Here is a 22,305-nt window from a genome sequence, read left to right on the forward strand (position 1 = left end):
TTTCAAAGGAATTAGAAGGGGGCCGGCGACGTCTGGGGTAGGCCGCATCTCTCTACAAAGTAAGGCCTCATCGCCGGTCCCCAGATGCCCCGTCTACCGCCATTTCCGGGGCGAATGCATTGAGCCAAATAGTTTGTTTGGCCTTCCTGCACTTTCCAGTAAACAGGCTTCGCGGCCCCTTGACACGAGTAGCGTGTACTCATTTTCCCGGCCCGAAAAACAGCCCTGAACTCGAGTAGGCGCGCGCAGGATGTCCGTGTGGAGCCGTTCGCCCTGTCAGCCGCTGACATAGGCCGCCAGGTGCTCGCCGGTAAGGGTGGAACGTGCGGCGACGAGGTCAGCGGGTGTGCCCTCGAAGACGACGCGGCCGCCGTCGTGGCCTGCGCCGGGCCCGAGGTCGATGATCCAGTCGGCATGTGCCATAACGGCCTGGTGGTGCTCGATGACGATGACCGACTTGCCGGAATCGACGAGCCGGTCGAGGAGGGCAAGCAGTTGCTCGACGTCGGCGAGGTGCAGGCCTGTGGTCGGCTCGTCGAGGACGTACACGCGGCCCTTCTCGGACATATGGGTGGCCAGCTTGAGCCGCTGCTGCTCGCCGCCGGAAAGCGTGGTGAGCGGCTGGCCGAGACTCAGGTAACCGAGCCCGACGTCGGACAGGTGGGTCACGATCTTGTGGGCCGCCGGGGTCTTAGCCTCACCGCTGCCGAAGAACTCCTCGGCCTCGGTGACCGTCATGGCGAGCACTTCGCTGATGTCCTTGCCACCGAACCGGTACTCCAACACCGCCGCCTGGAACCGCTTGCCCTCGCACTCCTCGCAGGTGGTGGCGACGCCGGCCATCATTGCCAGGTCGGTGTAGATGACACCGGCACCGTTGCAGGTGGGGCAGGCGCCCTCGGAGTTTGCGCTGAAGAGGGAGGCCTTCACGCCGTTGGCTTTCGCGAAGGCCTTGCGGATGGGGTCGAGCAGCCCGGTGTAGGTCGCCGGGTTGCTGCGGCGCGAGCCCTTGATCGCTGTCTGGTCGACCGAGATCACTCCCTCCCGTCCCGACACCGAGCCGTGAATCAGTGAGCTCTTCCCCGACCCGGCCACGCCGGTCACTACCACCAGCACTCCGAGGGGGACGTCGACGTCGACGTTCTGCAGGTTATTGGTACTGGCGCCGCGGATCTCGATGGCTCCCGACGCCGCCCGCAGCGTCGGCTTCAAGGAGGCCCGGTCGTCGAGATGGCGGCCGGTGATGGTGCCGCTGCTCCGCAGTGCCTCGACCGTGCCCTCGAAGCAGACTGTGCCGCCGGAAGTACCTGCGCCGGGGCCAAGATCGACGACGTGGTCGGCGATCGCAATCATCTCCGGCTTGTGCTCCACGACCAGCACCGTATTGCCCTTGTCGCGCAACTGGAGCAGCAGGGCGTTCATCCGCTGGATATCGTGCGGGTGCAACCCGATGGACGGCTCGTCGAAGACGTAGGTCACGTCGGTCAGCGACGACCCGAGGTGGCGGATCATCTTGGTGCGCTGCGCCTCGCCGCCGGACAGGGTGCCGGACGACCGCTCCAGCGACAGATAGCCCAGCCCGATCCGCACGAACGAGTCCAGCGTGTGCTGCAGCGTCGCCAGCAGCGGAGCCACCGACGGCTCGTCGAGCCCGCGCACCCACTCGGCGAGGTCGCTGATCTGCATGGCGCACGCATCGGCGATGTTGATCCCCTTGATCTTCGACGACCGGGCCGCCTCGCTGAGCCGGGTGCCTCCACAGTCCGGACAAGTCGTAAAGGTGATGGCCCGCTCCACGAAGGCGCGGATGTGCGGCTGCATCCCTTCCGGGTCCTTGGAGAGCATGGACTTCTGGATCTTCGGAATCAGGCCTTCGTAGGTGAGGTTGATGCCCTCGACCTTGATCTTGGTCGGCTCCCTGTAGAGCAGGTCGTGCAGCTCCTTCTTGGTGTACTTCCCTATCGGCTTGTCCATGTCGAAGAAGCCGGAGCCGCTGAAGATCCGCCCGAACCAGCCGTCCATGCTGTAACCGGGAATCGTCAGCGCACCCTCGCCGAGCGACTTGCTGTCGTCGTATAGCGCAGACAGGTCGAAGTCCGTCACTGACCCCCGTCCCTCGCAGCGTGGGCACATGCCTCCGGTGATGTTGAAGCTCCGCCGCTCTTTCGTGGTGGTGCCGGCGCGCTCGATAGTGACCGCTCCCGCGCCCGAGATCGACGCTACGTTGAACGAGAACGCCCGCGACGAGCCGATGTGCGGCTTTCCGAGACGGCTGAAAAGAATGCGCAGCATCGCGTTGGCGTCGGTGGCCGTGCCGACTGTTGATCGGGGATCGGCACCCATTCGCCGCTGGTCGACGATGATCGCGGTGGTCAATCCTTCGAGCACGTCCACGTCAGGCCGTGCCAGCGTCGGCATGAATCCCTGCACGAAGGCGCTATAGGTCTCGTTGATCAACCGCTGCGATTCCGCGGCGATCGTGTCGAAGACCAGCGAGCTCTTGCCCGAGCCGGATACACCGGTGAACACCGTCAGCCGGCGCTTCGGGAGCTCGACGCTGACGTCCTTAAGGTTGTTCTCGCGCGCGCCGTGCAGTCGAATCAGGTCGTGGATGTCGGCAACGTGCACGGCAGTCGACTGTGTCTCGGACCTCGTGGCTATGCTCATCGTGTCTCCATCTGTTAGCGGAGCCGCCTTCGCAGTCTCCGTCGGCACCTGGCTCGATCCAACCAGCTTCGAACAGTACGTCTGATTCTCCTTCGTCGGCACTGTGGCGGCAACGCTTACTCACCAAAGCCCATACCTAGAGCTACTATGTTTGATACCCTTCAGATCTAGGTATAGGAGGCGCGGTGCGCATTGATAAAGACCTGGTGGCCGCCTCAGCCACTCCGCTTGTACTGGGCATCCTGTCCGACGGCGACCTGTACGGCTATGCAATCCTCAAGCGCGTGAGTGAGCTGTCGGGTGGTGGGATGCAGTGGACCGATGGGATGCTCTACCCGCTACTGCACCGGCTCGAGCGGCTCGGCTACGTGTCGTCGTCGTGGGGGACGTCCGACGCCGGGCGCCGGCGCAAGCACTACGCGATCACGCAGGCGGGCCGGGACGAACTCGCAGATCGACAGAAGCAGTGGACCGTCGTGGCAGACGCACTGCGGCAGGTGTGGCAGGCCACGCAGCGGCCCCAGGCCGTGGTCGAGGGGTGGGCGTGATGGAGTCACACGCTGAGCTGGAGGCCCAGATCGACCGGTGGCGCGGATACGTCCAGCGGAGCCAGGCAATCTCCCCCGCCGACGTCGACGAACTGGAGGACCACCTCCGCGAGCAGATCGCCGACCGGCAAGCCACCGGCCTCGATGACGAGGAGGCCTTCCTCGTCGCCATCAAACGCCTGGGCAACCTTGACGCCGTCTCGCACGAGTTTGCCCGCGAGCACTCCGAACGGCTGTGGAAGCAGCTCGTCCTGGTGCCGGAGGGTTCCGACGACGCCAGCACACCACGGTGGCGCGAGCTGGCAATCGTCCTCGCACTCGCCGTCGGGGCAGGTGTGGCGGTCAAGGCCGGCTTTGCCTGGCTCGACGACGGCGGAGCGCTGATGCGCAACCTCGGCCTGCTCGTCTTCCCGTTCCTGGCTGCGTATCTCGCGTGGAAGCGCCGCTTCACCGGGCCGGCGACGGCGGTGCTGCTCGTCCCATTCGCCGCGCTGGCAGTCGCGCTGAATCTCTACCCGTTCGCCCCAGGCGGTTCCACCGAGCTACTCGCCGCCTTGCATGCCCCGGTCATCCTGTGGCTGCTGGTCGGAGTGGCATACGTCGGAGGCAGGTGGCGGTCTGACAAACGACGCATGGACTTCGTCCGGTTTACCGGAGAGCTCGCGATTTACTACACGCTCCTTGCGCTGGGCGGTGCAGTCCTGATCGCACTCACACTCGCGACCCTCCAGATCGTGGGCATCGACTTCGAACCGGTGCTGCAGGACTGGATCCTGCCGTTCGCGGTGCCCGGGGCGCTCGTAGTCGCCGCCTGGCTAGTCGAAGCCAAGCAGCACGTCGTCGAAAACATCGCCCCGGTCCTCACCCGCGTTTTCACGCCCCTGACCGTTGCCATGCTGCTGGTCCTTCTGGCCGTGCTCGCAGGCGCGGGTGGCTTTGTCGACGCCGACCGCAACCTGCTCATCCTCATGGACGCAATCCTCGTGCTGGTCCTGTGCCTGCTGCTCTACTCAATTTCCGCCCGCGACCCGCTCGCGCCTCCCGGACTGTTCGATGCCCTGCAGTTGGTCCTCGTTGTCGCGGCCCTGGCAGTCGACGCCGTGATGCTGACAGCCATGCTTACCCGCATCGCCGAGTTCGGCTTCAGTCCCAACAAGATCGCTGCGCTCGGCCTGAACCTTCTACTGCTGGTGCATCTGGCCCGTGCGGGCTGGCTCGCCGTTGGATTCCTGCGCCGCCGGCGACCCTTTGCCGCCGTCGAACGCTGGCAAACGCGGTACCTGCCGGTCTACGGCGCCTGGGCAGCCATCGTGGTCGTGGTCTTCCCGCCCGTCTTCGGCTTCAGCTGAGTTCAGTTTGGAAGTTCTCGTCGGGCTCTCTCCACGTCAGCGGCGATCTCTGCCTGCCCGCGAGCAGTAAGTCCGCCCACCACGCCGTCGATGTCGGTGCTTGGCCTGTTCTGGCTAAGTTTGGTCTTCGCTTCGATCCTGGTGATAAGCAGTTCGACGCCGACAATCGCACGCAATTGCCCTGCGATGTAACGATCCGGTGCGTCGTCTACTGACCAGGGCCGACCCGAATCGGCTTCATGGAGGTCCGCTTCGTGGAGATCCGTGAGCCGCCTGACGAGATTCGCGAGCCAGACCGGGTCGTCATGGAGTACCAGATTGCCGTAGACGTGGGCCGTGGAGTAGTTCCACGTGGGGACAACACGCCCATGTTCGGCCTTCGATGCGTACCACGAGGGCGATATGTAGGCGTCCGCACCCTGGATGATGACGAGTGATTCCCCGATTGGTGACTCCGAACACTGGGCGTTGTTCCGGGCGAGGTGTCCTTGAAGCGCGCCATGTTCACCGATCGAGGGGTCGTAGATGAAGGGCGCGAACGTGGCGAGCAGACCCAGCGAGGTCATGGTCACCAGATTGCCCGCGGCTGGCCGGGCGAGCAGGTCATGGATTGCGTCGGGGCCGGGAGCGAAGTGCGCTGGGATGTACATGGTGCATCTTCCTTTGTAGTTATTTGGGAATCCGGTTTCGGGAGTCAGGTTTCTGCGTCGAGGCCGGCGGCTTCAGCCGCAGGCGGACGGCGATGCCGGCACTGAGGACGACGGCGAGCCCTCCAATGATGGTCATCCACGTCAGGGTTTCGCCCAGCAGGAGTCCGGCCCAGCTGATAGTGAGTACGGGCTGGATGAGCTGGATTTGGCTGACCTGGGCCATGGGCCCGATGGCGAGGCCGCGGTACCAGGCGAAGAAGCCAAGGAACATGCTGACCAGGCCAAGGTAGGCAAACGCGAGCCACTGGACCGGCGTGCCGGATGGCGGCTGCTGGACTATGGAGAGCGCCGTCAGGGGCACCATGAGGGGCGACGCGAGGACGAGGGCCCAGGAGACGGTCTGCCATGCGCCGAGCTCGCGTGCCAGCAGGCCTCCTTCTGCATAGCCGATGGCCGCTGCCACGACGGCACCGAGCAGCAGGAGGTCCGCCCAGTGAAACTGTCCAAAACCGCCAGACTGCACGAAGCCGCCGGACTGCGCGAAGGCGAAGCCGATGGCCGCCAAGGCGCCAACGGCGGCAACCCACCAGAAAGCTACTGGCAGATGCTCTCGGCCCCGGAGCACTGCCGCCGCGGCCGTGGCTGCAGGCAGCAAGGCGATGACGACGGCGCCGTGGCTGGCCGGAGCGGAGGTGAGGGCGAAAGAGGTCAGCAGCGGAAAACCGACGACGACTCCTCCGGCGACCACAGCAAGCCGTCCCCACTGCGTTCCTCGAGGGAGACGCTGCCGGGTGAGGCCGAGGGCGAATGCGGCAAGAACCGCCGCGACGACCGCACGGCCCGATCCGATAAACAATGGGGAAAAGGCCCCGACCGCCACCCGGGTGAAGGGAACTGTAAACGAGAAGGCCGCTACTCCGAGAAGGCCCCACCACACCCCCATGTTGGAAGCAGACGGTATCACTGGCCGAACAAGAACAGTAGCGCTACTATTGTCTCTCATGAACAACGATAGCAGTTCCAGGATTGTGACGCGACTGCGGGATTGGATCTCAGGGGTCGCGCCCGGATCCCGACTGCCGTCCACCAGGTCGTTAGTTGCCGAGTACCAGGCCAGCCCGGTCACGGTACAAAAGGCACTTCAGACGCTCACCGCCCAGGGCCTGATCGAGAGCAGGCCGGGCGTCGGGACATTTGTGCGGGCGGTTCGGACTGCACGGCCGGCAGATTACGGGTGGCAAACTGCTGCCCTGGGCTCACCGCGCGCACCTCTTCGCCCGGCCTCTGCCGCCATGCGCTATGCAGCCAACGACGTCATCGCCCTGCACTCCGGTTACCCGGACCGCGAACTTCTGCCGGAACGGCTGGTGCGGGCCGCCCTGACGCGGGCCGCCCGAAGCGATGCGGCGCTATCGCGCCCACCGGCAGCGGGACTCCCGGAACTGCAAACGTGGTTCGCACAGGAGCTTGGAGCCTCAACCCCTGCGGGGGTGACTCCGCCAACAGCAAGCGACGTCATCGTGCTGCCGGGGAGCCAGAGCGGACTGAGCTCTATCTTCACCGCCCTGGTCGGCAGGGGCCAGCCCCTTCTGTTGGAGTCCCCTACGTACTGGGGAGCCATCCTGGCTGCGGCACAAGCAGGAGTCCGCGTCATTCCCGTGCCCAGTGGTCCCGACGGCCCTGATCCCGATGAACTCTCCCGGGCTTTCGAGGAGACAGGTGCGCGGATGTTCTATGCACAACCGAACTACGCCAATCCCACCGGCACCCAGTGGTCTCCGGGGCGGGGCGAGCAAGTCCTTGCGATCCTGCGCCAGAACGGCGCGTTCCTGGTTGAGGACGACTGGGCCCACGATTTCGGTATCACCACTTCCCCTTCCCCAGTAGCAGCACACGACGATTCCGGCCACGTGGTCTACCTTCGGTCATTGACGAAAAGCGTCTCCCCGGCCATCCGGGTCGCGGCTGTCATCGCCCGTGGGCCCGCCCGTGAGCGCATTCTCGCAGACCGCGCCGCCGAGTCGATGTATGTCAGCGGCATTCTCCAGGCGGCGGCACTCGACGTCGTGACACAACCCGGCTGGCACACGCACCTGCGTAGCCTGCGCCACCAACTCCAGTCACGCCGCGACCTTCTCGTCACAAGCCTGCGCGAGCATGCCCCGCAGGCCCACATTGCCCAGATTCCCAAGGGAGGACTGAACCTGTGGGTGCGCCTGCCGGACGGGACCGACGTCGAAAGCCTCACCCGCGACTGCGAGAGTGCCGGGGTAACAATTGCCGCCGGCAGCGAATGGTTCCCCGCCGAACCAGCGGGTCCGTATATCAGGCTTAACTACACAGGACCGAACCCTGCCGCCTTCCCGGAAGGTGCACGCATCATTGGCGACTTGATCGAACGCAACAGCGTCCAGTAACCACAGGGGCTAAAACATGTTGACGAGCAGCACGTAGCTGAGCGTTCCGGCGCCAACACTCAGCAATGTCCGGCGACGGCCGAAGAGGTGGGTTACCGCAGTGACGTGACGGCGATAAGTGCCAGCCCCGCCATCGGCGGGTCGGCCTGGAGGATGCCGCGAAGCGTGGTGGCGGCCAGGATCCCAAGGATCCCGACGGGCATCCACAGGGCCAGTGCTTTCAGAACGGAGGGAACCTGCTGCCGGGTTCGTGCGGCGTCAAGGGTGAGCGTGACGAACAGGGCGCAGAGTGCGAAGTCCAGCCCTTCAATAGGCCCTGGCATCAGGGGTATGGACTCCCTGGATAGAGCAATAATCGAAGTGCTGGAGCGAGACGGGCCGCATTTCCAATGTTGACCTCGCGTCGGAAGTCGGCCTTACCCCTGGTCCATGCTTGCGACGTGTGCAGCGCCTGGAAACATCCAGCGTCATACGGGGGTATCGGGCAGACATTGACCCAAACGCGATCGGGCGGGATTCGAAGTTATCCTCGACGTCGACCTCACCAGCTTTGACAGAGCAAGCGTCGACCGCTTCGAAAACACCATGGCTGCCTTCGATGAGGTCACCGAACTGCACCGGCTGTTCGGCTCACGGACTACTTCATCCGCCTCCAGGTGAAAGACCTCCAGTCGTACGAAGCCTTCCTCAGCGACCGGGTACTCACCATCCCTGGAATCCAAAAGGTCAGCTCCCGGTTCACCATGAAAACCATCAAGAGCTGACCTTTGAAGAGCTGACCTTGGAGAGGGCACCGAACCAGACGCCGGCCATGACCAGTGCGGCGCCGAGGACAGCGGCCAGGGTCACTGGCTCGTCGATGAGCCATGCCGCCAGCCCCAGGGTGACCACCGGAAACAAGACGAACATGTACGACGCCGCCGACGACGTCCACGTACGCACCACAAGCAGGACCAGGACGAACAACCCGACCGACCCCAGCGTCACCAGGTAGACCAGCGCGGCGGCGACGTCGGGCTGGCGCGGCAGCGCCCAGGCCTCGCCGACCGAGGCCGACAACGCGATCAGCAGCGGCGCGGCAATTGCCATGGCGACGGCGTTCGTCATGGCCGGGTGGTTGGCAGATAGGTGCTTCCCCAGGATGATGCTCTGGCCTATAGCCAGGGTCGCCCCGAGCATGGCTAGTACCGAGCCCACCGGGGCGCTGACCCCCTGCGACCCAAGGACCATCCAGGCTATCCCTCCGATGGCGAGGACAGACCCAGCCACGGCTCTCAAGGTGAACCGCTCCAGTCGCTGGGTCACGGCCAGGAGCAACGTCACGAGCGGCACCCCTGCCATGACGATCGTCGCGGTTCCAGCGGTAGCTTGCGTCAGCGCCCAGTACATCAGCGCATACGGGATGGCGAAGGCGAGGACGCCGTAGACGGCCGTCATGGCCAGAAGTCGGCCACGTGGCCACTGCAGACGCAGGACGAGGGCGACCATGACGAACAGCACTGCGGCGAGCCCGAAGCGCAGGCCAGCGCCCCAAAACGGGGCAAGCTCCTGGTTGCTGACTCGAACGGCCACGAAGTTGGCTGCGCCCAAGAGGACCGCCACGCTGAAGGCGGCCAGGGTCAGGCGAGGTACTTGTCGTGCTAGCTTCACACGCGGCGCGGCTACCGGTAGGAGCTCACGAACGGCCGGTCGGTCGGAACGATCTGCTTGCCCAACGGCATCAGCGACACCGGAATCAGCTTGAGGTTGGCGATTGCCAGCGGGATCCCGATGATGGTGATGGCCATGGCAAAAGCCGTGACAACGTGTCCGATCGCGATCCAGATACCCGCCACGAGCAGCCAGATCACGTTGCCAAGCAGCGGGAACACCCCGCTTCCTCCGGGCTTTTCCACCACCATGCGCCCAAACGGCCAGAGGGTGTAGGCCGCGATCCGGAACGACGCCACTCCCCAGGGAATGGTGACGATCAGGAGGCAACACACGATGCCCGCAAGGAAGTAACCCAAGGCCAGCCACAGCCCACCGAAAATCAGCCAGATGATGTTGAGCAGCGTCTTCATGGTTCCATTGTCCACTGCCGACCCTGCCCGAAGCCTAGGGGTTCGCCCTGAACCGTCCCTGATCTCTCTCAAGTTTAAGGATCAGATGCTATTTGCAGTTGGCGCCGAGCCAGGCGGTGACGGGTGCCATCGCCTGCTCAAACTTGCCGCTGGAATAGACGGTCTGGTCACCCAGGCCAGCGATCGCGGTGTCCTTGAGCCGGGTGAAATCAGCTTTGACGCTTTCCGGCGCCCGCTCAGCAGTTGAGGCGAGGTCGGCCTTGAACTGCTCCAGTTCAGCAGTCTTTCCCTGCGCCACGTACATCGGCAACAGTGAAGAACCCGTTGCCTGCTCCGAGATGGTGGAGCAGGCTTCGGCTGCCGAGGCGAACTCGCCAAAGGGCCCGGACGATTTGCTGGGGCTGGCACTGGCGGCGGCGGAACCTGCCGGAGCAGCGGCCGACGGCGCGCTGGCAGCTTCCGGGGCGGAGCAGCCGGTCAGTGCCAGTGCGCTGAAGAGGGCGGCGGCGGTCAGAGGCTGTGCAAGTTTCTTCAAGGGTCACATTTCTGCTTGGTCGTGTGCCCGGAACCCGTTCGACTTCCGGCGGCAATGGCGTTCTGTCCCCGGTGTGGGAGTCTAGCGGGGATGGCCGTCCACGTTCCAAGTTGACCACTCGAGCAGGAATGCGCATCACGCGCACGCGTTCCTAAGTGTTCGCCAGCAACTTGTCCAGCTTTATGAAGGAGCTGCCCCAGCCTTCGCGGGTCATCTCGACCCATTCGGTGCTGTCGAAAGGACCCTGGGTCAGGTGGAGCCGTGTTCGGCCGCCGCCCAGATCCTCGAACTCAAGGCGCATTTGAAGCTGCAGCGGGATGCCTTGCTCGGGGTGTGCCATTTCGCCGGCCACCAGCAGCACCGGTGGCTCATAAACAGAGATTGTGGCGTTAACAGGTGATTCCTTAGCCTCGCCGCCCTCGTCCCAGGTCATAACGACATTCCAGGCACCGCCGACGCGGGGTTCAATGACGATCCGGTCACGCGGGGAATCAACGCCTTCGGGCCCGAACCACGCGGCTAGCTGGTCGGGATCCATGAAGGCCCGGAAGACCAGCTCCCGTGGAGCGTCGAAGTCCCTGGTCATGGTGAGGGTGTGGGACTCAGTGGTGTCTGGTTGCATGTTCATTGCCTGACTCCTGGTTCTGGTGATTGTTCCTGGTGATCTTGTTCTTGCTGATCTTGCTGGATCCTTCGCAGATGCGCATCGAGACGGCTGAAGCTGGCGTCCCAGAAGCGCCTGTACTTGTCCATATATTCCGTAGCCTCGCGGAGCGGTGCGGCCTCGAGTTTTGAGGAACGCCACTGCGCGTTGCGGCTCCTGGTAATCAGACCGGCCGCCTCGAGCACTTTGAGATGCCGGGAGATTGCCGGGAGGCTGATGTCAAAGGGTTCAGCCAGCTGATTCACGGTGGCCTCGCCCTCGGCCAGCCGGGCCAGGATGGCCCTGCGGGTGGGGTCGGCAAGCGCCGAGAAGATGAGGCTGAGCCGGTCCGTTGACATCGTGGTTTGCCTTTGTATTTAACACTCTTGCTAATTAACCGATGTGTTAAATATGGGCCACAAAAGCACCCATGTCAAGGGCTTCCGGAGCCCTTATTGGGAACTGTTCACACGCCCTTCGCTGCAGCCACGAAGGCATGCACCAGACCCAGATCCTTTACCCCGCGGGAGGACTCCACGCCACTGGAGACATCAACTCCCCAAGCCTCGGCTTCAAGAGCAGCCTTGGCAACGTTGGCCGGAGCCAGCCCGCCGGCGAGCAGCCACTGCCGACCGCCAAGACCCTTCGACCGCACCAGCGCGTAGTCCCACGCCTCTCCCGAGCCGGGTACGGCGGCGTCGATCAGGAGCAGTTCCTCGCCCCAGTCCTCGAACTCTTCTGCAGCCGATCGCATGGTGACGGCCCGGATCAGCCGCATCCCGGCGTCGTGCACTTCCTTGACGTCCTCAGGCGAGCGTCGACCATGCAGCTGGACCCATTCAAGGCCGGCGGCGCGCGCCGTGGCGACGGCGTCTGCCGCAGCTTCGTGGCGGAACACCCCCACGGCTTGGATGCCATCGGGGACATGGGCCAGCAGCTCGCGGGCTCGCTCCGGCGTCACCTCACGAGGGCTTGACGTGAGGACGAAGCCGACGGCGTCGGCCCCCTCGGCTGCGGCGGCCTGGATGGACTCGGGGGTGCTCAGGCCGCACACTTTGACGAACATTTCGCGCCTTTTGCTGGTTTTGCGGGTAGGTCTTATATGACGTTAGCAAGACCGGCTTGTCTGCGCAGGGGTTACTACGCCCGGCTACGCTGGGGCCATGGAAATCATCCACTTTGCCGAACTCCGACCCCAACCCTGGCGCAACGGCGGCGGGGTCACCCGCGAACTCGCCACCCATCCGAAGGCAGCCTCGGCGCAGGATGGAGTCTGGGACTGGCGAGTGAGCATCGCCGAGGTTTCCAAAGCGGGTGACTTCTCCACGTTCCCGGGAGTGGAACGGGTGCTGACCGTGATCGACGGCGAACTGCTGGTCCTCAACGTGGACGGCAAAGAGTACCCCCTGGAGAAATATCGGCCCTTCCGTTTTTCCGGGGAAGCCCCGTCCTCTAGCACCCTGCCCACCGGCGACATCCGTGACCTCAACGTCATGACCCGCGATGGAGCATTCAAGGGGTACACCTCCATCGTGGAGCTCTCGAAGAAACGACCCCAGCCTGTGTTCGGCGGCCAGCTGGCAGTGCTGCTGGAGGGACAGGCTTCGGTGGTCCCTGGCGCAGTTGAGGCGGCGTCCGACGTCGACACCCCAGCTGATTCCGCCGCTGGGACGGCTGCTGAGATCGCTCCTGCCGAACCCGTGGCGCTGGACCGCTACGATGCCGTGGTGGGATCCGAGGTAGGAACGCCCGAGATCACCGGCCGGGGCTTCATCGCGATCATTTCGATCGATCCGGTGGGCCCGGCCCATTAGCCCGTGACGGCGTCAACGCTGGTGAGCTTAGCCACCATCGGCAGCCTGCCCGTATCGTCCTTGCTAGCCTGAAGTCAAGGTTCCCTCCGAACCTCCGGACGACGGATCAGTACCCGGCAAGCGACAAGACTGGCCAAAGGAAACCGTCATGTCCTGGATTATTCTCATCGTCTCCGGAGCCCTCGAAGCCGTCTGGGCCGCCGCGCTGCACCGGACTTCCCAGGTCCAAGGCCGCGCCCGCATCCTGCCGGCCGCCCTGTTCCTGGCGTCCGTCATCGCGAGCACGGCCGGTCTCGCCATCGCAATGCAGTCCATTCCCATAGGTACCGCCTACGCCGTCTGGGTGGGCGTCGGTGTGGTGCTGACCTCGGTCTACGCGATCGTCACCAAGGGGGAGCGTCCGACGGCGCCCCGCCTGCTGCTGCTCTCGGGGATCGCCGTGTGCGTGGTCGGCCTGAAGGCGGTGGCGTAGCCGTGGCGGCTGACAAGACGCTTCGTGCCGGCGCTTCCTGGGCCATCCTGCTGGCTTCCGCGGTGCTGGAGGCAGTGTGGGCAACGGCCCTTGGCCTGTCCGACGGCTTCTCCAAGCCACTGCCCACCGTGGTGTTCGCCGTGACCGCAACGCTGAGCATGGTCGGCCTCGGCATGGCCGTGAAGCGGATTCCCCTCGGCACGGCCTACGCCGTCTGGGTGGGGATCGGGGCTGCCCTGACGGTCGGCTGGGCGATGGCCACCGGCGTCGAACCCGCCAGCCCGCTTAAGCTGCTGTTCATCGCCGGAATCGTGGGCTGTGCGGCAGGACCCAAGGCTCTGCCTGCGAAGTAGCCTGGCAAAGCCGGAAAGCAGGAATACTCCTCCGCTTCATGGGGTTGTCCGCAGAGACGGCCTGAAGCACCCAGCGAAGGAGAACCACTATGAGCTCTGAAACGAACCCCATCCTGCTCGGGGACGGTTTGAAAGTCAGCCCCCTTGGATTTGGCGGAATGGCGCTAACTCCCGTCTATGGCGGAGTCGATCCGGAGGCTGCCCTGGCCACCCTCCATCATACAGTTGATGCCGGCGTAACGTTCATCGATACCGCCGATGTGTACGGCGCCGGCGGCAACGAGGAATTGATCGCGCGGCTCCTGAAGGATCGCCGGGACGAGGTCCAGCTGGCCACGAAGTTCGGGATCGTAGGCAATCCGCTCGACGGGTACAGGGATGTTCGGGGTGATGCTGCGTATGTTCGCCAGGCAGCGGAAGCCAGCCTGCGCCGCCTCGACACCGACGTGATCGACCTCTACTACCTGCACCGCCGTGACCTCCGCGTTCCGATTGTGGAAACCGTGGAGGCCATGGCGGCACTGGTAGCCGAGGGCAAGGTCCGGCACCTTGGATTGTCCGAGGTGCCGGCAGATGAGCTGCGCGAGGCCAACAGCATCCATCCGATCGCGGCAGTCCAGAGTGAGTGGTCCATCTGGAGCCGCGATGTGGAGCGCAGCGTTGTCCCGGCGGCGGCCGAACTCGGCGTCGGCTTTGTGCCGTACGCTCCGCTTGGCCGCGGCTTCCTCACCGGAACCGTCACAGCGAACGACCTGGGCGAAGGCGATTTCCGGCACAACATCCCCCGTTTCGCCGACGGCGTGCTGGACGCCAACCAGGCCGTGGTTGAAGCCGTGCGTTCCGTCGCCGAGGACCTGGGCGCCACCCCTGCCCAGGTGGCCCTCGCCTGGCTCCTGGTCCAGGGCCCCCGGTACGGGCTCGCCGTCGTCCCCATCCCCGGGACCCGCAAGCCGGAACGGATCGACGAGAACCTGGGCGCCCTGTCCCTGGACTTGACTGCCGCACAGCTGGACGTGCTGGACGCCGCTGCCTCCGCCGTCGTCGGCTCACGGTCCGCTGACCCCAACTGGGTGTCGCAGGGCCGCGAGTAACACGGGCCGGCCGGTTTCCGGGCGCGGTGGAGCGAGTGGGTGAAGCCGCGTCCGTAAACTGGCACGATGGATTCACTCATTCACTCATTGCGTGACATCACCATTCGCCGCATCTCCGTCAGCGAGATGGACAACAATGTGTATCTTTTGACCGCGAAGGCGTCCGGCGCCCAGCTGCTCATCGACGCAGCGGACGACTTCGCGGCGATCGGCGGGATGCTGCTGGACTCCCGGGCGGACTCCACGTCCGAACCGAAGCTGGCCATGGTCGCCACCACGCACCAGCACTGGGACCACGTGCGGGCCCTGAAGGAGCTGGTGGAAGCCACCGGTGTCAGGACCGCAGCAGGGAAGGACGATGCCGCGGCTTTGCCGGTTCCCGTCGACGTGGTGCTGGAACACGGTGACGTGCTGAACTTCGACGGTTTCGACATCACCGCCGTGCACCTGCGCGGACACACTCCGGGATCGATCGCCTATGTGTACCAGGATCCCGAAGGGGCGGCGCATATTTTCAGCGGCGACTCGCTGTTTCCCGGCGGCGTGGGCAACACCCAGAATGACGAGGCACGCTTCACATCGCTGCTGAACGACGTTTCCACGAGGCTGTTCGACGCCTACCCGGACGACACTGTTGTGCACCCGGGCCACGGCAGGCACACGACCCTGGGAGCGGAACGGCCGCACTTGGGCGAATGGCGCGCCCGCGGCTGGTAATCCTGGCGACACGGTTTCGGCCCAAGGACGCGCGCATGGCTGGAGGACGCCCATATGCAGGCGTCCTCCAGCGGGATCCCTGTCCTCACGCCGGAACCGCGTCGTCAGAGGGAAACCTAACGGCCGCGGCGCTCGTTCGATGCCGGAGCAGAGGCGCGGCGAGGGCCGCTGCGTGCGGGACGGCCGGAGCCACCCGAGTACGAACCGCCGGACGTGCCGCCGGTGTTGGAGGACCAGACGGCCTTGTTGCCGCTGGAACGCGTGCTGGTGGCGGATTCCGTACGGGGAGCCGAGCCCTGGCGGGAACCGGAGCCTGCGCGCTGCCCGGTGGCGGGACGACCACCGCGACCACCCTGGCCCGATCCTTGCTGGCCGTGCGAACCCGGCACGTCATTACGGTGAGTGGAAGCAGCGCTGCCGCGACCGCGCGAGCCGCGGGCGACGTCGTCGTTCCTGGCGGATCGGCGCTCGGACTTCGGCACGTCAGTACGGACGGGCTCAGCGCCAACCTTGCCCCGGCCACCACGGCCCCCGCGGCCACCCGCAGTAGGTGAGCCCTGGCCTGATCGGCGGGCCCGCTTGCGCTCAGCGTTGGCACCGGTGGAGGTTCCGCCGCCCTGCGCGGGAAGCTTCGAGGCGAGCTGTGCCGCGCGGACCTTGGGGTCCACGGGGGCAGCCATCTCGCCCACGAGCTCAGCAACCAGCGGCGACGTCGCCGTCACTCGCTCGAAGGAGACCTCGACGCCGGCAGCCTTCATCAGCTTCTTGACGTCGCCCTGCTGCTCCGGCAGGGTCAGTGTGACCACGGTGCCCTCGGAACCTGCGCGCGCCGTACGGCCGGAACGGTGCAGGTAAGCCTTGTGCTCCGTGGGCGGGTCGACATGGATGACCAGCTCGACGTCGTCCACGTGCACACCACGGGCGGCGACGTCGGTGGCCACCAGGACGCGCACGTCACCGGAGGAGAACTCGGCCAGGTTGCGGTCGCGGGCGTTCTGCGACAGGTTGCCATGCAGGTCGACGGCGGGGATGCCGGAGTCCGTGAGCTGCTTGGCGAGCTTGCGGGCGTGGTGCTTGGTGCGCATGAAGAGCACGCGGCGGCCCGTGCCGGAGGCGAGCTGGGTGATGAGCTGCTTCTTCACGGTCTGGTCGTTGGCCACCAGCACATGGTGCTCCATGGTGGTCACGGCGGCCTGCGGCTCGTCCACTGAGTGGGTCAGCGGGTTGGACAGGTAACGGTGGACCAGCTTGTCCACACCGTTGTCCAGGGTCGCCGAGAACAGCAGGCGCTGGCCCTGCGTGGGGGTCATGTCCATGAGCTTTTTGACCACTGGCAGGAAGCCGAGGTCTGCCATGTGGTCGGCCTCGTCAAGGACGGTGACTTCGACGGCTTCGAGGGTCAGGATCCGCTGGCGGATGAGGTCCTCGAGCCGGCCCGGGCACGCAATGACAATGTCGACGCCGGCGCGAAGTGCCTTCTCCTGGCGGGCCTGGGAGATGCCGCCGTAGATCACGGTGGTGTTCAGGCCCATAGCCTTGGCCAGCGGCTCAACTGTTGCGTTGATCTGGGTGGCCAGTTCACGAGTGGGAGCGAGCACAAGGCCCATAGGGCGTCCGGCCTTGCGGAAGTGCCTGGCTTCCCGCTCGGCGAGACGGGCAACCAGCGGGATGGCGAAGGCGATGGTCTTGCCGGAGCCGGTGCGTCCGCGGCCCAGGACGTCGCGTCCGGCCAGTGTGTCCGGAAGGGTCTTCACCTGGATCGGGAAGGCCGACTCGATGCCGTCCGCAGCGAGTGAATCGGCGATGGCCTTGGGGGTTCCCAGGGCAGCAAAAGTAGTCATGTGTATGTTCGGTCTTTCGGGCGGTGTCCTTGCGGACATGTCCCTTGAGGGACATCGGCCCCCGACGCCGGTTGGGCCAGGGGGTCGCCGAGGAAAAGTCAGGTGATCAACCAGGCTGCAGCCAGACAAGTCAGGCGTTGGCCGGGACCAAATAGAACGCGTTCATCGACGCAGGATGTGCCTCTCACATGAAAAAAGCCCCGTTTGCCGTTGCTGGACAAACCAGTTGCCGGACAACCCAGGGCATCACCGCACATCAAGTGATACAAGTTTAGCATCCGCCTCGAGGGGACCCTGACGCGGACCAAATTCGGGCACGGCTTACCCCGGCATCGGCTGCCGTGGAAGGGTAGCTTGGTGTTTGGAGGGTGACCGGCACGGGAGGAGTACGTCATGGAGCACAATCACGGTGGAAGGACGTCCGCAGAGGTATGGGACGAGATGTATCGCAGCAGGCCAAAGGCTTGGAGCGGCCGTCCCAATCCGCAACTTGTGGCCGAAGCCGCGGACCTCCCGGCGGGAACCGCCCTGGACCTTGGCTGCGGTGAGGGTGCCGACGCCGTCTGGCTCGCCGAACGGGGGTGGAGCGTCACCGCTGTGGACGTGTCCGCCGTCGCCCTTCACCGCGCCGCGGCACATGCAGCCGAAGCCGGAGGCGACGAACTGGCTGACCGCATCAAGTTTGTCCGCGGAGACCTCGCCACCTGGGCACCGCACCGCGGATTCGACCTGGTTAGCGCACAGTACCTGCATTCCACTGTCCTGCCGTGGCAGGAGGCGTTGGGCTCAGCGGCAGATGCGGTGGTGCCCGGAGGCACGCTGCTGATTGTGGGCCACCATCCCGACGCGCTGCCGCCCGGGGGAAACCACGTCACGGAAGATATGTTCTACAGGCCCGATGACCTGGTTCGGGAACTCGGCATCGAGGGGCCCGACTGGGAAGTGCAGGTGCTGGAAAGGCGCGACAGAACAGTCACCGGTCCCGAGGGCGGCGAAGTCACCATCGGAGACTCGGTCCTGAAGGCAAGACGCCGCGCCTGAACGCGAGGGGCCACCCCTCCTCCGGCCTCCCCCCCAAAGTGACTCGCAGTTAACGTCGTTGTGAGGGCTTATAACGACTGCGACTCAGATGGGTTTCGAAGGGTCTCGAAAGAGGAGGGCTATGCGACCGGTACGACGGCGCCGCTTGCCGTCGAGTCCGGGTTCAGCATCCAGCCCACCCGCTTGGCTGTGTTCAGCATGACGACGCTCTCCACAAGTTCAATCCCCGGGATGCGCTGCTGCACGGCAAGTTCCAACTCCATGACCTCGCCGAGGGACCGAAGCCACATGATGATCACGAAATTGGTCCGTCCCGTGGTGGAGGCCGTGAACCTGACGTTCCGGATGGCGCGCAGTTCCGTGGCCGCGGCTTCATGCTGGCCTGCCGGGACGTTGGCGAACCACTGGCACGTAATTGGATAGCCCGAGAATTTCTGCGCCACCTCGCAGCGAAAAGACAACCATCGGCTGGCCAGCACGCGGCCCAGTTGCCGTTGCACGGTGGCAGGGTTCCGCCCAAGGGCGCGGGCGATCTCGGCCGCGGTGGCCCGCCCGTCGCGGGCCAGGAAGGGAAAGAGCGCACGGTGGCTCTCCGGCAGGGGCAGGAGTACGGCGTCAGGGGCTGATGGATTCGCTGCCTCTGGACCGGCGAGCGCCCGCAGCGCCTGCTGCTCGCCACGGCTGAGGACGTTGAGCCGCCACGCATAACCGCTCGTGTGGATACGGGTGCAGAGCGAGGTGTGGTACTTGGTGAGCCCGGGGATTTCCTTCAGGCGCGGCACCAACTCGTTGCTGAATTCGCCCAGGTCCCGGGTGATCACCGTCAGCATGAGGTCCCTGTTGCTCGCAGCCTCCTCGATCGTGATGACCTGGGGAAGGGCGGCGAGGGCGGTGGTGACATCGGGCCTGAGGTGCATCTCGCAGTCCACATCCACCATGGCCAGGCAGGCGCTTTTGGGGTCGCCCATGAGATGGGCCGTGGTCCACCCCGCCCCAGCCTCCCGGAGCCTGTCCCAGCGGGCGGCCAGCGTGGTGGCATGGATGCCCAGGACGTCGGCGGCGTCGGACCAGGCGATGCGCGGCGAAATCTGCAGCGCATTGATGAGGCGAAGATCTTCTTCGCTGAGCTCCATCTGCACCTTCCTCCTTGTCATGCACGAATCCTGTTAATAGTGGCACACTTCTGCATTTTTCGAGTTGTTCCAAAGACTGTGAACGAAGTCACCACAGAATGGCATAGACGCCCCGAAACGGCCCCACGAGCCCCCCATTACCAGGAGAAGCATGACGATCACCGCCGATGCCCATGAACTGCAGGACGACATTGTCCGCCTCCGCCACGAGCTCCACCAGGAACCCGAGATCGGCCTGCAGCTCCCGCGCACTCAGGAAAAGGTCCTCAAGGCGCTCGACGGCCTCCCGTACGAAATCGCCCTCGGCAAGGACACGACGTCGGTCACGGCAGTCTTGCGGGGAGGCGCCAGGCACTCCTCCGCCGAGAGGCCGGTGGTGCTGCTCCGAGCGGACATGGATGGGCTGCCCGTGCAGGAGCGTACCGGCGTCGATTACACCTCGCGCCTCGACGGTGCCATGCACGCCTGCGGCCACGACCTGCACACGGCCATGCTCGCCGGTGCCGCGACCCTCCTGGCCGAGCGGCAGCATCAGCTGCCCGGCGACGTCGTCCTGATGTTCCAACCGGGTGAAGAAGGCTTCGACGGCGCCAGCTACATGATCCGTGAAGGCGTGCTGGACGCCGCCGGCCGCCGCGCGGATGCCGCCTACGGCCTACACGTGTTCTCCTCATTGGAACCCCACGGGCAGTTCAGCACGAAACCCGGCGTGCTGCTGAGTGCCTCAGATGGCCTTTACGTGACGGTGCTGGGAGCGGGCGGCCACGGCTCCACGCCGCATTGGGCGAAGGATCCGGTGACGGTCGCCGCCGAAATGGTCACGGCGCTGCAGGTCATGGTCACCCGGCAGTTCAACATGTTCGACCCCGTAGTCCTGTCGGTCGGCGTCCTGCAGGCTGGGACCAAACGCAATGTCATTCCCGAATCCGCCCGCATCGAGGCGACCATTCGGACATTCTCAGAGGAATCGCGAAAAAAGATGATGGAGGCCGTTCCTCGGCTGCTGCAGGGCATCGCGTCCGCTCACGGGGTGGAGGTCGACGTCGACTATCAGGAGGAATACCCGCTAACCATCACGGATGAGGATGAAACCAATACAGCGGAAAAGGTCATTGCCGGTATGTTCGGAGAGTCCAGGCTTACCCGCCTTGCTGTACCGCACGGTGGCTCCGAAGACTTCTCCCGGATCCTGGCGGAAGTGCCGGGCACCTTCATCGGGTTGAGCGCGGTTCCGCTCGGCACCGACCACACCACGTCGCCGTTCAACCACTCGGCCTTCGCAACGTTCGACGACGGCGTCCTCGCCGACGGCGCGGCCCTCTACGCCGGGCTCGCGGTCTCACGCATCGCAGCCCTGGCTGCAGCAAACTGATCCCTCCGATGCACCGTCCACACCTCCCCGAGCAGATTTTGGAGCAGGATATGACTGCCACCACCAACACCACCGCGTCCGCCGTTCCGATTCACCGTTCGAACGTTCGTACCCTCGTCGGGACTGGAATCGGAAACGCAGTCGAATGGTATGACTGGACCATCTATGCCACCTTCGCCCCGTTCTTCGCCGGCCAGCTCTTCAGCTCTGCAGACCCGACGTCGGCCATCCTGTCCACGCTGGCGATCTTCGCCGTCGGATTCGTTGCCCGTCCGTTCGGCGGCTTCGTCTTCGGCTGGATCGGTGACCGGATCGGGCGCAAGTCCTCCATGACGCTCGCGGTGGGCCTCGCCGCGCTCGGCAGCCTCTTCATCGGCATCGCCCCCACGTTCCAGGCCGTGGGATTCTGGGCGTCACTGTTACTCCTCGTGGCGCGGCTCATCCAGGGCCTTGCCCACGGAGGCGAGCTGCCGTCGTCGCAGACGTACCTGTCAGAAATGGCTCCCAAGGAAAAGCGTGGCTTCTGGGCAACGCTCATCTACACCTCAGGGACGGTGGGCATCCTGGCCGGAACCATCCTGGGCGCCGTCCTCAACGGGTTGCTCAGCAGGGACGACATGGCAGCCTGGGGCTGGCGCATCCCGTTCCTGATCGGGGCGGCGCTGGGCTTGTACGCGCTCATCATGCGCTCGCGGCTCAAGGAAACGGCAGCCTTCGAACACGAAAGCGAAGCCGAGAAACACGAACCTATATGGCCGCAGATCGTGCGGCACCGGCGTCAGGCGCTCCAGGTGATCGGCCTCACCGTTGGCCTGACGGTGATCTACTACGTCTGGGGCGTTGTGGCCCCCACCTACGCCGCGACCGCACTGAAGATGGATCGTGGTGCCGCGCTCTGGGCGAGCGTTATTGCCATGGTGGTTTTCATTGGTGTACTGCCGCTGTGGGGCAGGCTGTCCGACCGGATCGGACGCAAGCCGGTTCTGGTAATCAGCGCCGCCGGCTCGGCACTCTTCCACTTCCCCATGACGTGGCTGCTCAAGGACTCGCCGTGGCAGCTGACCGTCTCGATGTCCGTGATGCTGGTTTTCATCGCCGGAAGTGCTGCCATCGTCCCGGCCGTCTATGCCGAACTGTTCCCCACCAAGATCCGCACTGTCGGCGTCGGCGTGCCATATGCCCTCTGCGTAGCGGCCTTCGGCGGAACGGCACCCTACCTGCAGACATTCTTTGGGAGCATCAACCAGGCTCAGCTGTTCAACATTTACGCGGTGGTGCTCCTGGGGATCAGCGCCCTCTGCGTCTTCACGATTCCGGAGACCAAGGGCAAGGACCTGACGCACTAACTCCCCTCCCAACCGGCTGGCAGTTGTTGTCGCTATGGACCCCCATAGCGACAACAACTGCGACCTAGCCGGTTTGTCTCTTGTGGGACGCCCGTTCGGGTTTGAAAATGTCCTTGTGGTCGCCTGCCGACGCCGTCCATCTATGGTTCGTTGAGGCCGTGAGCTAGCCGGGCGTTGGGGATCACGCCGTGGGCCCTTCACTGTTTCTTTTGCCGAGAACGAGGACTAGATTCCTTTTTCCCCGGTGATCTCC

At 64.9% G+C, this 22,305-nt stretch carries 24 protein-coding genes, 1 pseudogene and 1 riboswitch; of the genes and pseudogenes, 13 read left to right on the top strand and 12 right to left on the bottom strand.

The annotated features are described in order from the left end of the window. Positions 1–276: 276 nt before the first annotated feature. Positions 277–2,667: an excinuclease ABC subunit UvrA gene (locus J7E82_RS03650; protein WP_214860459.1), complete on the bottom strand. Its 2,391-nt coding sequence runs from the start codon at positions 2,665–2,667 to the stop codon at positions 277–279. A 185-nt stretch (positions 2,668–2,852) separates the two neighbouring features. Between J7E82_RS03650 and J7E82_RS03655 the strand changes: the two genes are divergently transcribed. Beyond that, positions 2,853–3,215: a PadR family transcriptional regulator gene (locus tag J7E82_RS03655; protein ID WP_214860467.1), complete on the top strand. Its 363-nt coding sequence runs from the start codon at positions 2,853–2,855 to the stop codon at positions 3,213–3,215. Continuing rightward, positions 3,215–4,564: a permease prefix domain 1-containing protein gene (locus tag J7E82_RS03660; RefSeq protein WP_251041401.1), complete on the top strand. Its 1,350-nt coding sequence runs from the start codon at positions 3,215–3,217 to the stop codon at positions 4,562–4,564. The genes J7E82_RS03655 and J7E82_RS03660 overlap by 1 nt, the downstream gene beginning before the upstream one ends. 2 nt (positions 4,565–4,566) lie before the next feature. Here J7E82_RS03660 and J7E82_RS03665 read toward each other — a convergent pair whose 3' ends face one another. Then, entirely contained in the window at positions 4,567–5,214 is a 648-nt protein-coding gene (locus tag J7E82_RS03665; RefSeq protein WP_214860472.1) for an FMN-binding negative transcriptional regulator, read from the bottom strand. A 19-nt stretch (positions 5,215–5,233) separates the two neighbouring features. Further along, the gene (locus tag J7E82_RS03670; protein ID WP_374223584.1) at positions 5,234–6,157 is read right to left on the bottom strand and encodes a DMT family transporter; all 924 of its coding nucleotides are present in this window, start codon (positions 6,155–6,157) and stop codon (positions 5,234–5,236) included. Positions 6,158–6,215: 58 nt separating this feature from the next. Here J7E82_RS03670 and J7E82_RS03675 point away from each other — a divergent pair, with 58 nt between their 5' ends. Then, a complete protein-coding gene (locus J7E82_RS03675) occupies positions 6,216–7,631 on the top strand; it encodes a PLP-dependent aminotransferase family protein (protein ID WP_214860476.1) in 1,416 nt (471 codons plus the stop codon). Between the two features lie 92 nt (positions 7,632–7,723). On the opposite strand, the gene J7E82_RS20965 is transcribed toward J7E82_RS03675, so the two are convergent. After that, on the bottom strand, positions 7,724–7,954 hold the full coding sequence (locus J7E82_RS20965; RefSeq protein WP_214860478.1) for a hypothetical protein: 231 nt from the start codon (positions 7,952–7,954) through the stop codon (positions 7,724–7,726). A 59-nt stretch (positions 7,955–8,013) separates the two neighbouring features. On the opposite strand from J7E82_RS20965, the pseudogene J7E82_RS21150 reads away from it, so the two are divergent. Then, positions 8,014–8,058 (top strand): annotated as a pseudogene (locus J7E82_RS21150) (hypothetical protein); the annotation flags it as partial. A 229-nt stretch (positions 8,059–8,287) separates the two neighbouring features. Further along, on the top strand, positions 8,288–8,395 hold the full coding sequence (locus J7E82_RS20515; protein WP_308113595.1) for an Lrp/AsnC ligand binding domain-containing protein: 108 nt from the start codon (positions 8,288–8,290) through the stop codon (positions 8,393–8,395). Here the strand turns inward: J7E82_RS20515 and J7E82_RS03690 are convergent. The 6 genes from J7E82_RS03690 to J7E82_RS03715 all read right to left on the bottom strand — a co-directional run bounded on the left by J7E82_RS03690 (position 8,385) and on the right by J7E82_RS03715 (position 11,938). Next, on the bottom strand, positions 8,385–9,281 hold the full coding sequence (locus J7E82_RS03690) for a DMT family transporter (protein ID WP_214860479.1): 897 nt from the start codon (positions 9,279–9,281) through the stop codon (positions 8,385–8,387). The two genes, J7E82_RS20515 and J7E82_RS03690, sit on opposite strands and share 11 nt — an antisense overlap. 11 nt (positions 9,282–9,292) lie before the next feature. Beyond that, entirely contained in the window at positions 9,293–9,694 is a 402-nt protein-coding gene (locus tag J7E82_RS03695; protein WP_214860480.1) for a YccF domain-containing protein, read from the bottom strand. An 88-nt stretch (positions 9,695–9,782) separates the two neighbouring features. Then, positions 9,783–10,229 (bottom strand): hypothetical protein, encoded by a 447-nt coding sequence (locus tag J7E82_RS03700; RefSeq protein WP_214860481.1) that lies wholly within the window; start codon positions 10,227–10,229, stop codon positions 9,783–9,785. Positions 10,230–10,380: 151 nt separating this feature from the next. Beyond that, on the bottom strand, positions 10,381–10,857 hold the full coding sequence (locus J7E82_RS03705; RefSeq protein ID WP_251041381.1) for an SRPBCC domain-containing protein: 477 nt from the start codon (positions 10,855–10,857) through the stop codon (positions 10,381–10,383). Further along, entirely contained in the window at positions 10,854–11,231 is a 378-nt protein-coding gene (locus tag J7E82_RS03710) for a helix-turn-helix transcriptional regulator (protein ID WP_214860482.1), read from the bottom strand. Before J7E82_RS03710 ends, J7E82_RS03705 begins: the two co-directional genes overlap by 4 nt. 107 nt (positions 11,232–11,338) lie before the next feature. Beyond that, positions 11,339–11,938, bottom strand: a complete 600-nt coding sequence (locus J7E82_RS03715) for a phosphoribosylanthranilate isomerase (RefSeq protein ID WP_214860483.1) — start codon at positions 11,936–11,938, stop codon at positions 11,339–11,341. 97 nt (positions 11,939–12,035) lie between these two features. On the opposite strand from J7E82_RS03715, the gene J7E82_RS03720 reads away from it, so the two are divergent. The 5 genes from J7E82_RS03720 (at position 12,036) to J7E82_RS03740 (ending at position 15,319) form a co-directional block, all read left to right on the top strand. Beyond that, complete coding sequence (locus tag J7E82_RS03720; protein ID WP_214860485.1) at positions 12,036–12,686, top strand: HutD family protein; 651 nt, start codon at positions 12,036–12,038, stop codon at positions 12,684–12,686. Between the two features lie 73 nt (positions 12,687–12,759). Next, a riboswitch (guanidine-III (ykkC-III) riboswitch) is annotated at positions 12,760–12,824 on the top strand. A 10-nt stretch (positions 12,825–12,834) separates the two neighbouring features. Next, positions 12,835–13,158: a multidrug efflux SMR transporter gene (locus tag J7E82_RS03725; RefSeq protein ID WP_214860487.1), complete on the top strand. Its 324-nt coding sequence runs from the start codon at positions 12,835–12,837 to the stop codon at positions 13,156–13,158. Between the two features lie 2 nt (positions 13,159–13,160). After that, positions 13,161–13,511 (top strand): multidrug efflux SMR transporter, encoded by a 351-nt coding sequence (locus tag J7E82_RS03730; protein WP_214860489.1) that lies wholly within the window; start codon positions 13,161–13,163, stop codon positions 13,509–13,511. An 89-nt stretch (positions 13,512–13,600) separates the two neighbouring features. Continuing rightward, positions 13,601–14,602 carry an aldo/keto reductase gene (locus J7E82_RS03735; protein WP_214860491.1) on the top strand — a complete coding sequence of 334 codons (1,002 nt, stop codon included), beginning with the start codon at positions 13,601–13,603 and terminating at the stop codon, positions 14,600–14,602. A 66-nt stretch (positions 14,603–14,668) separates the two neighbouring features. After that, a complete protein-coding gene (locus tag J7E82_RS03740) occupies positions 14,669–15,319 on the top strand; it encodes an MBL fold metallo-hydrolase (RefSeq protein WP_214860492.1) in 651 nt (216 codons plus the stop codon). A 116-nt stretch (positions 15,320–15,435) separates the two neighbouring features. Here J7E82_RS03740 and J7E82_RS03745 read toward each other — a convergent pair whose 3' ends face one another. Next, positions 15,436–17,160, bottom strand: a complete 1,725-nt coding sequence (locus tag J7E82_RS03745) for a DEAD/DEAH box helicase (protein ID WP_214860493.1) — start codon at positions 17,158–17,160, stop codon at positions 15,436–15,438. Positions 17,161–17,553: 393 nt separating this feature from the next. On the opposite strand from J7E82_RS03745, the gene J7E82_RS03750 reads away from it, so the two are divergent. Beyond that, on the top strand, positions 17,554–18,201 hold the full coding sequence (locus tag J7E82_RS03750) for a cyclopropane-fatty-acyl-phospholipid synthase family protein (protein WP_214860494.1): 648 nt from the start codon (positions 17,554–17,556) through the stop codon (positions 18,199–18,201). A 119-nt stretch (positions 18,202–18,320) separates the two neighbouring features. On the opposite strand, the gene J7E82_RS03755 is transcribed toward J7E82_RS03750, so the two are convergent. Continuing rightward, positions 18,321–19,334, bottom strand: a complete 1,014-nt coding sequence (locus J7E82_RS03755) for an Lrp/AsnC family transcriptional regulator (protein WP_214860529.1) — start codon at positions 19,332–19,334, stop codon at positions 18,321–18,323. Positions 19,335–19,485: 151 nt separating this feature from the next. Between J7E82_RS03755 and J7E82_RS03760 the strand changes: the two genes are divergently transcribed. Both J7E82_RS03760 and J7E82_RS03765 read left to right on the top strand, forming a co-directional pair. Further along, a complete protein-coding gene (locus J7E82_RS03760) occupies positions 19,486–20,706 on the top strand; it encodes a M20 family metallopeptidase (RefSeq protein WP_214860495.1) in 1,221 nt (406 codons plus the stop codon). 50 nt (positions 20,707–20,756) lie between these two features. Further along, positions 20,757–22,052 carry an MFS transporter gene (locus J7E82_RS03765; RefSeq protein WP_214860496.1) on the top strand — a complete coding sequence of 432 codons (1,296 nt, stop codon included), beginning with the start codon at positions 20,757–20,759 and terminating at the stop codon, positions 22,050–22,052. Positions 22,053–22,305 lie beyond the last annotated feature (253 nt).

It is taken from the genome of Arthrobacter sp. ISL-30 (assembly GCF_018613855.1).
GTDB lineage: Bacteria > Actinomycetota > Actinomycetes > Actinomycetales > Micrococcaceae > Arthrobacter.

What these genes read in the sequence shown, in the direction of transcription:
- J7E82_RS03650 (WP_214860459.1), bottom strand. Translation starts at nt 2,667, where the DNA reads ATGAGCATAGCCACGAGGTCCGAGACACAGTCGACTGCCGTGCACGTT.
- J7E82_RS03660 (WP_251041401.1), top strand. Translation starts at nt 3,215, where the DNA reads ATGGAGTCACACGCTGAGCTGGAGGCCCAGATCGACCGGTGGCGCGGA.
- J7E82_RS03665 (WP_214860472.1), bottom strand. Translation starts at nt 5,214, where the DNA reads ATGTACATCCCAGCGCACTTCGCTCCCGGCCCCGACGCAATCCATGAC.
- J7E82_RS03670 (WP_374223584.1), bottom strand. Translation starts at nt 6,157, where the DNA reads ATGGGGGTGTGGTGGGGCCTTCTCGGAGTAGCGGCCTTCTCGTTTACA.
- J7E82_RS03675 (WP_214860476.1), top strand. Translation starts at nt 6,216, where the DNA reads ATGAACAACGATAGCAGTTCCAGGATTGTGACGCGACTGCGGGATTGG.
- J7E82_RS20965 (WP_214860478.1), bottom strand. Translation starts at nt 7,954, where the DNA reads ATGCCAGGGCCTATTGAAGGGCTGGACTTCGCACTCTGCGCCCTGTTC.
- J7E82_RS03695 (WP_214860480.1), bottom strand. Translation starts at nt 9,694, where the DNA reads ATGAAGACGCTGCTCAACATCATCTGGCTGATTTTCGGTGGGCTGTGG.
- J7E82_RS03705 (WP_251041381.1), bottom strand. Translation starts at nt 10,857, where the DNA reads ATGAACATGCAACCAGACACCACTGAGTCCCACACCCTCACCATGACC.
- J7E82_RS03710 (WP_214860482.1), bottom strand. Translation starts at nt 11,231, where the DNA reads ATGTCAACGGACCGGCTCAGCCTCATCTTCTCGGCGCTTGCCGACCCC.
- J7E82_RS03715 (WP_214860483.1), bottom strand. Translation starts at nt 11,938, where the DNA reads ATGTTCGTCAAAGTGTGCGGCCTGAGCACCCCCGAGTCCATCCAGGCC.
- J7E82_RS03720 (WP_214860485.1), top strand. Translation starts at nt 12,036, where the DNA reads ATGGAAATCATCCACTTTGCCGAACTCCGACCCCAACCCTGGCGCAAC.
- J7E82_RS03725 (WP_214860487.1), top strand. Translation starts at nt 12,835, where the DNA reads ATGTCCTGGATTATTCTCATCGTCTCCGGAGCCCTCGAAGCCGTCTGG.
- J7E82_RS03735 (WP_214860491.1), top strand. Translation starts at nt 13,601, where the DNA reads ATGAGCTCTGAAACGAACCCCATCCTGCTCGGGGACGGTTTGAAAGTC.
- J7E82_RS03740 (WP_214860492.1), top strand. Translation starts at nt 14,669, where the DNA reads ATGGATTCACTCATTCACTCATTGCGTGACATCACCATTCGCCGCATC.
- J7E82_RS03745 (WP_214860493.1), bottom strand. Translation starts at nt 17,160, where the DNA reads ATGACTACTTTTGCTGCCCTGGGAACCCCCAAGGCCATCGCCGATTCA.
- J7E82_RS03750 (WP_214860494.1), top strand. Translation starts at nt 17,554, where the DNA reads ATGGAGCACAATCACGGTGGAAGGACGTCCGCAGAGGTATGGGACGAG.
- J7E82_RS03755 (WP_214860529.1), bottom strand. Translation starts at nt 19,334, where the DNA reads ATGGAGCTCAGCGAAGAAGATCTTCGCCTCATCAATGCGCTGCAGATT.
- J7E82_RS03760 (WP_214860495.1), top strand. Translation starts at nt 19,486, where the DNA reads ATGACGATCACCGCCGATGCCCATGAACTGCAGGACGACATTGTCCGC.
- J7E82_RS03765 (WP_214860496.1), top strand. Translation starts at nt 20,757, where the DNA reads ATGACTGCCACCACCAACACCACCGCGTCCGCCGTTCCGATTCACCGT.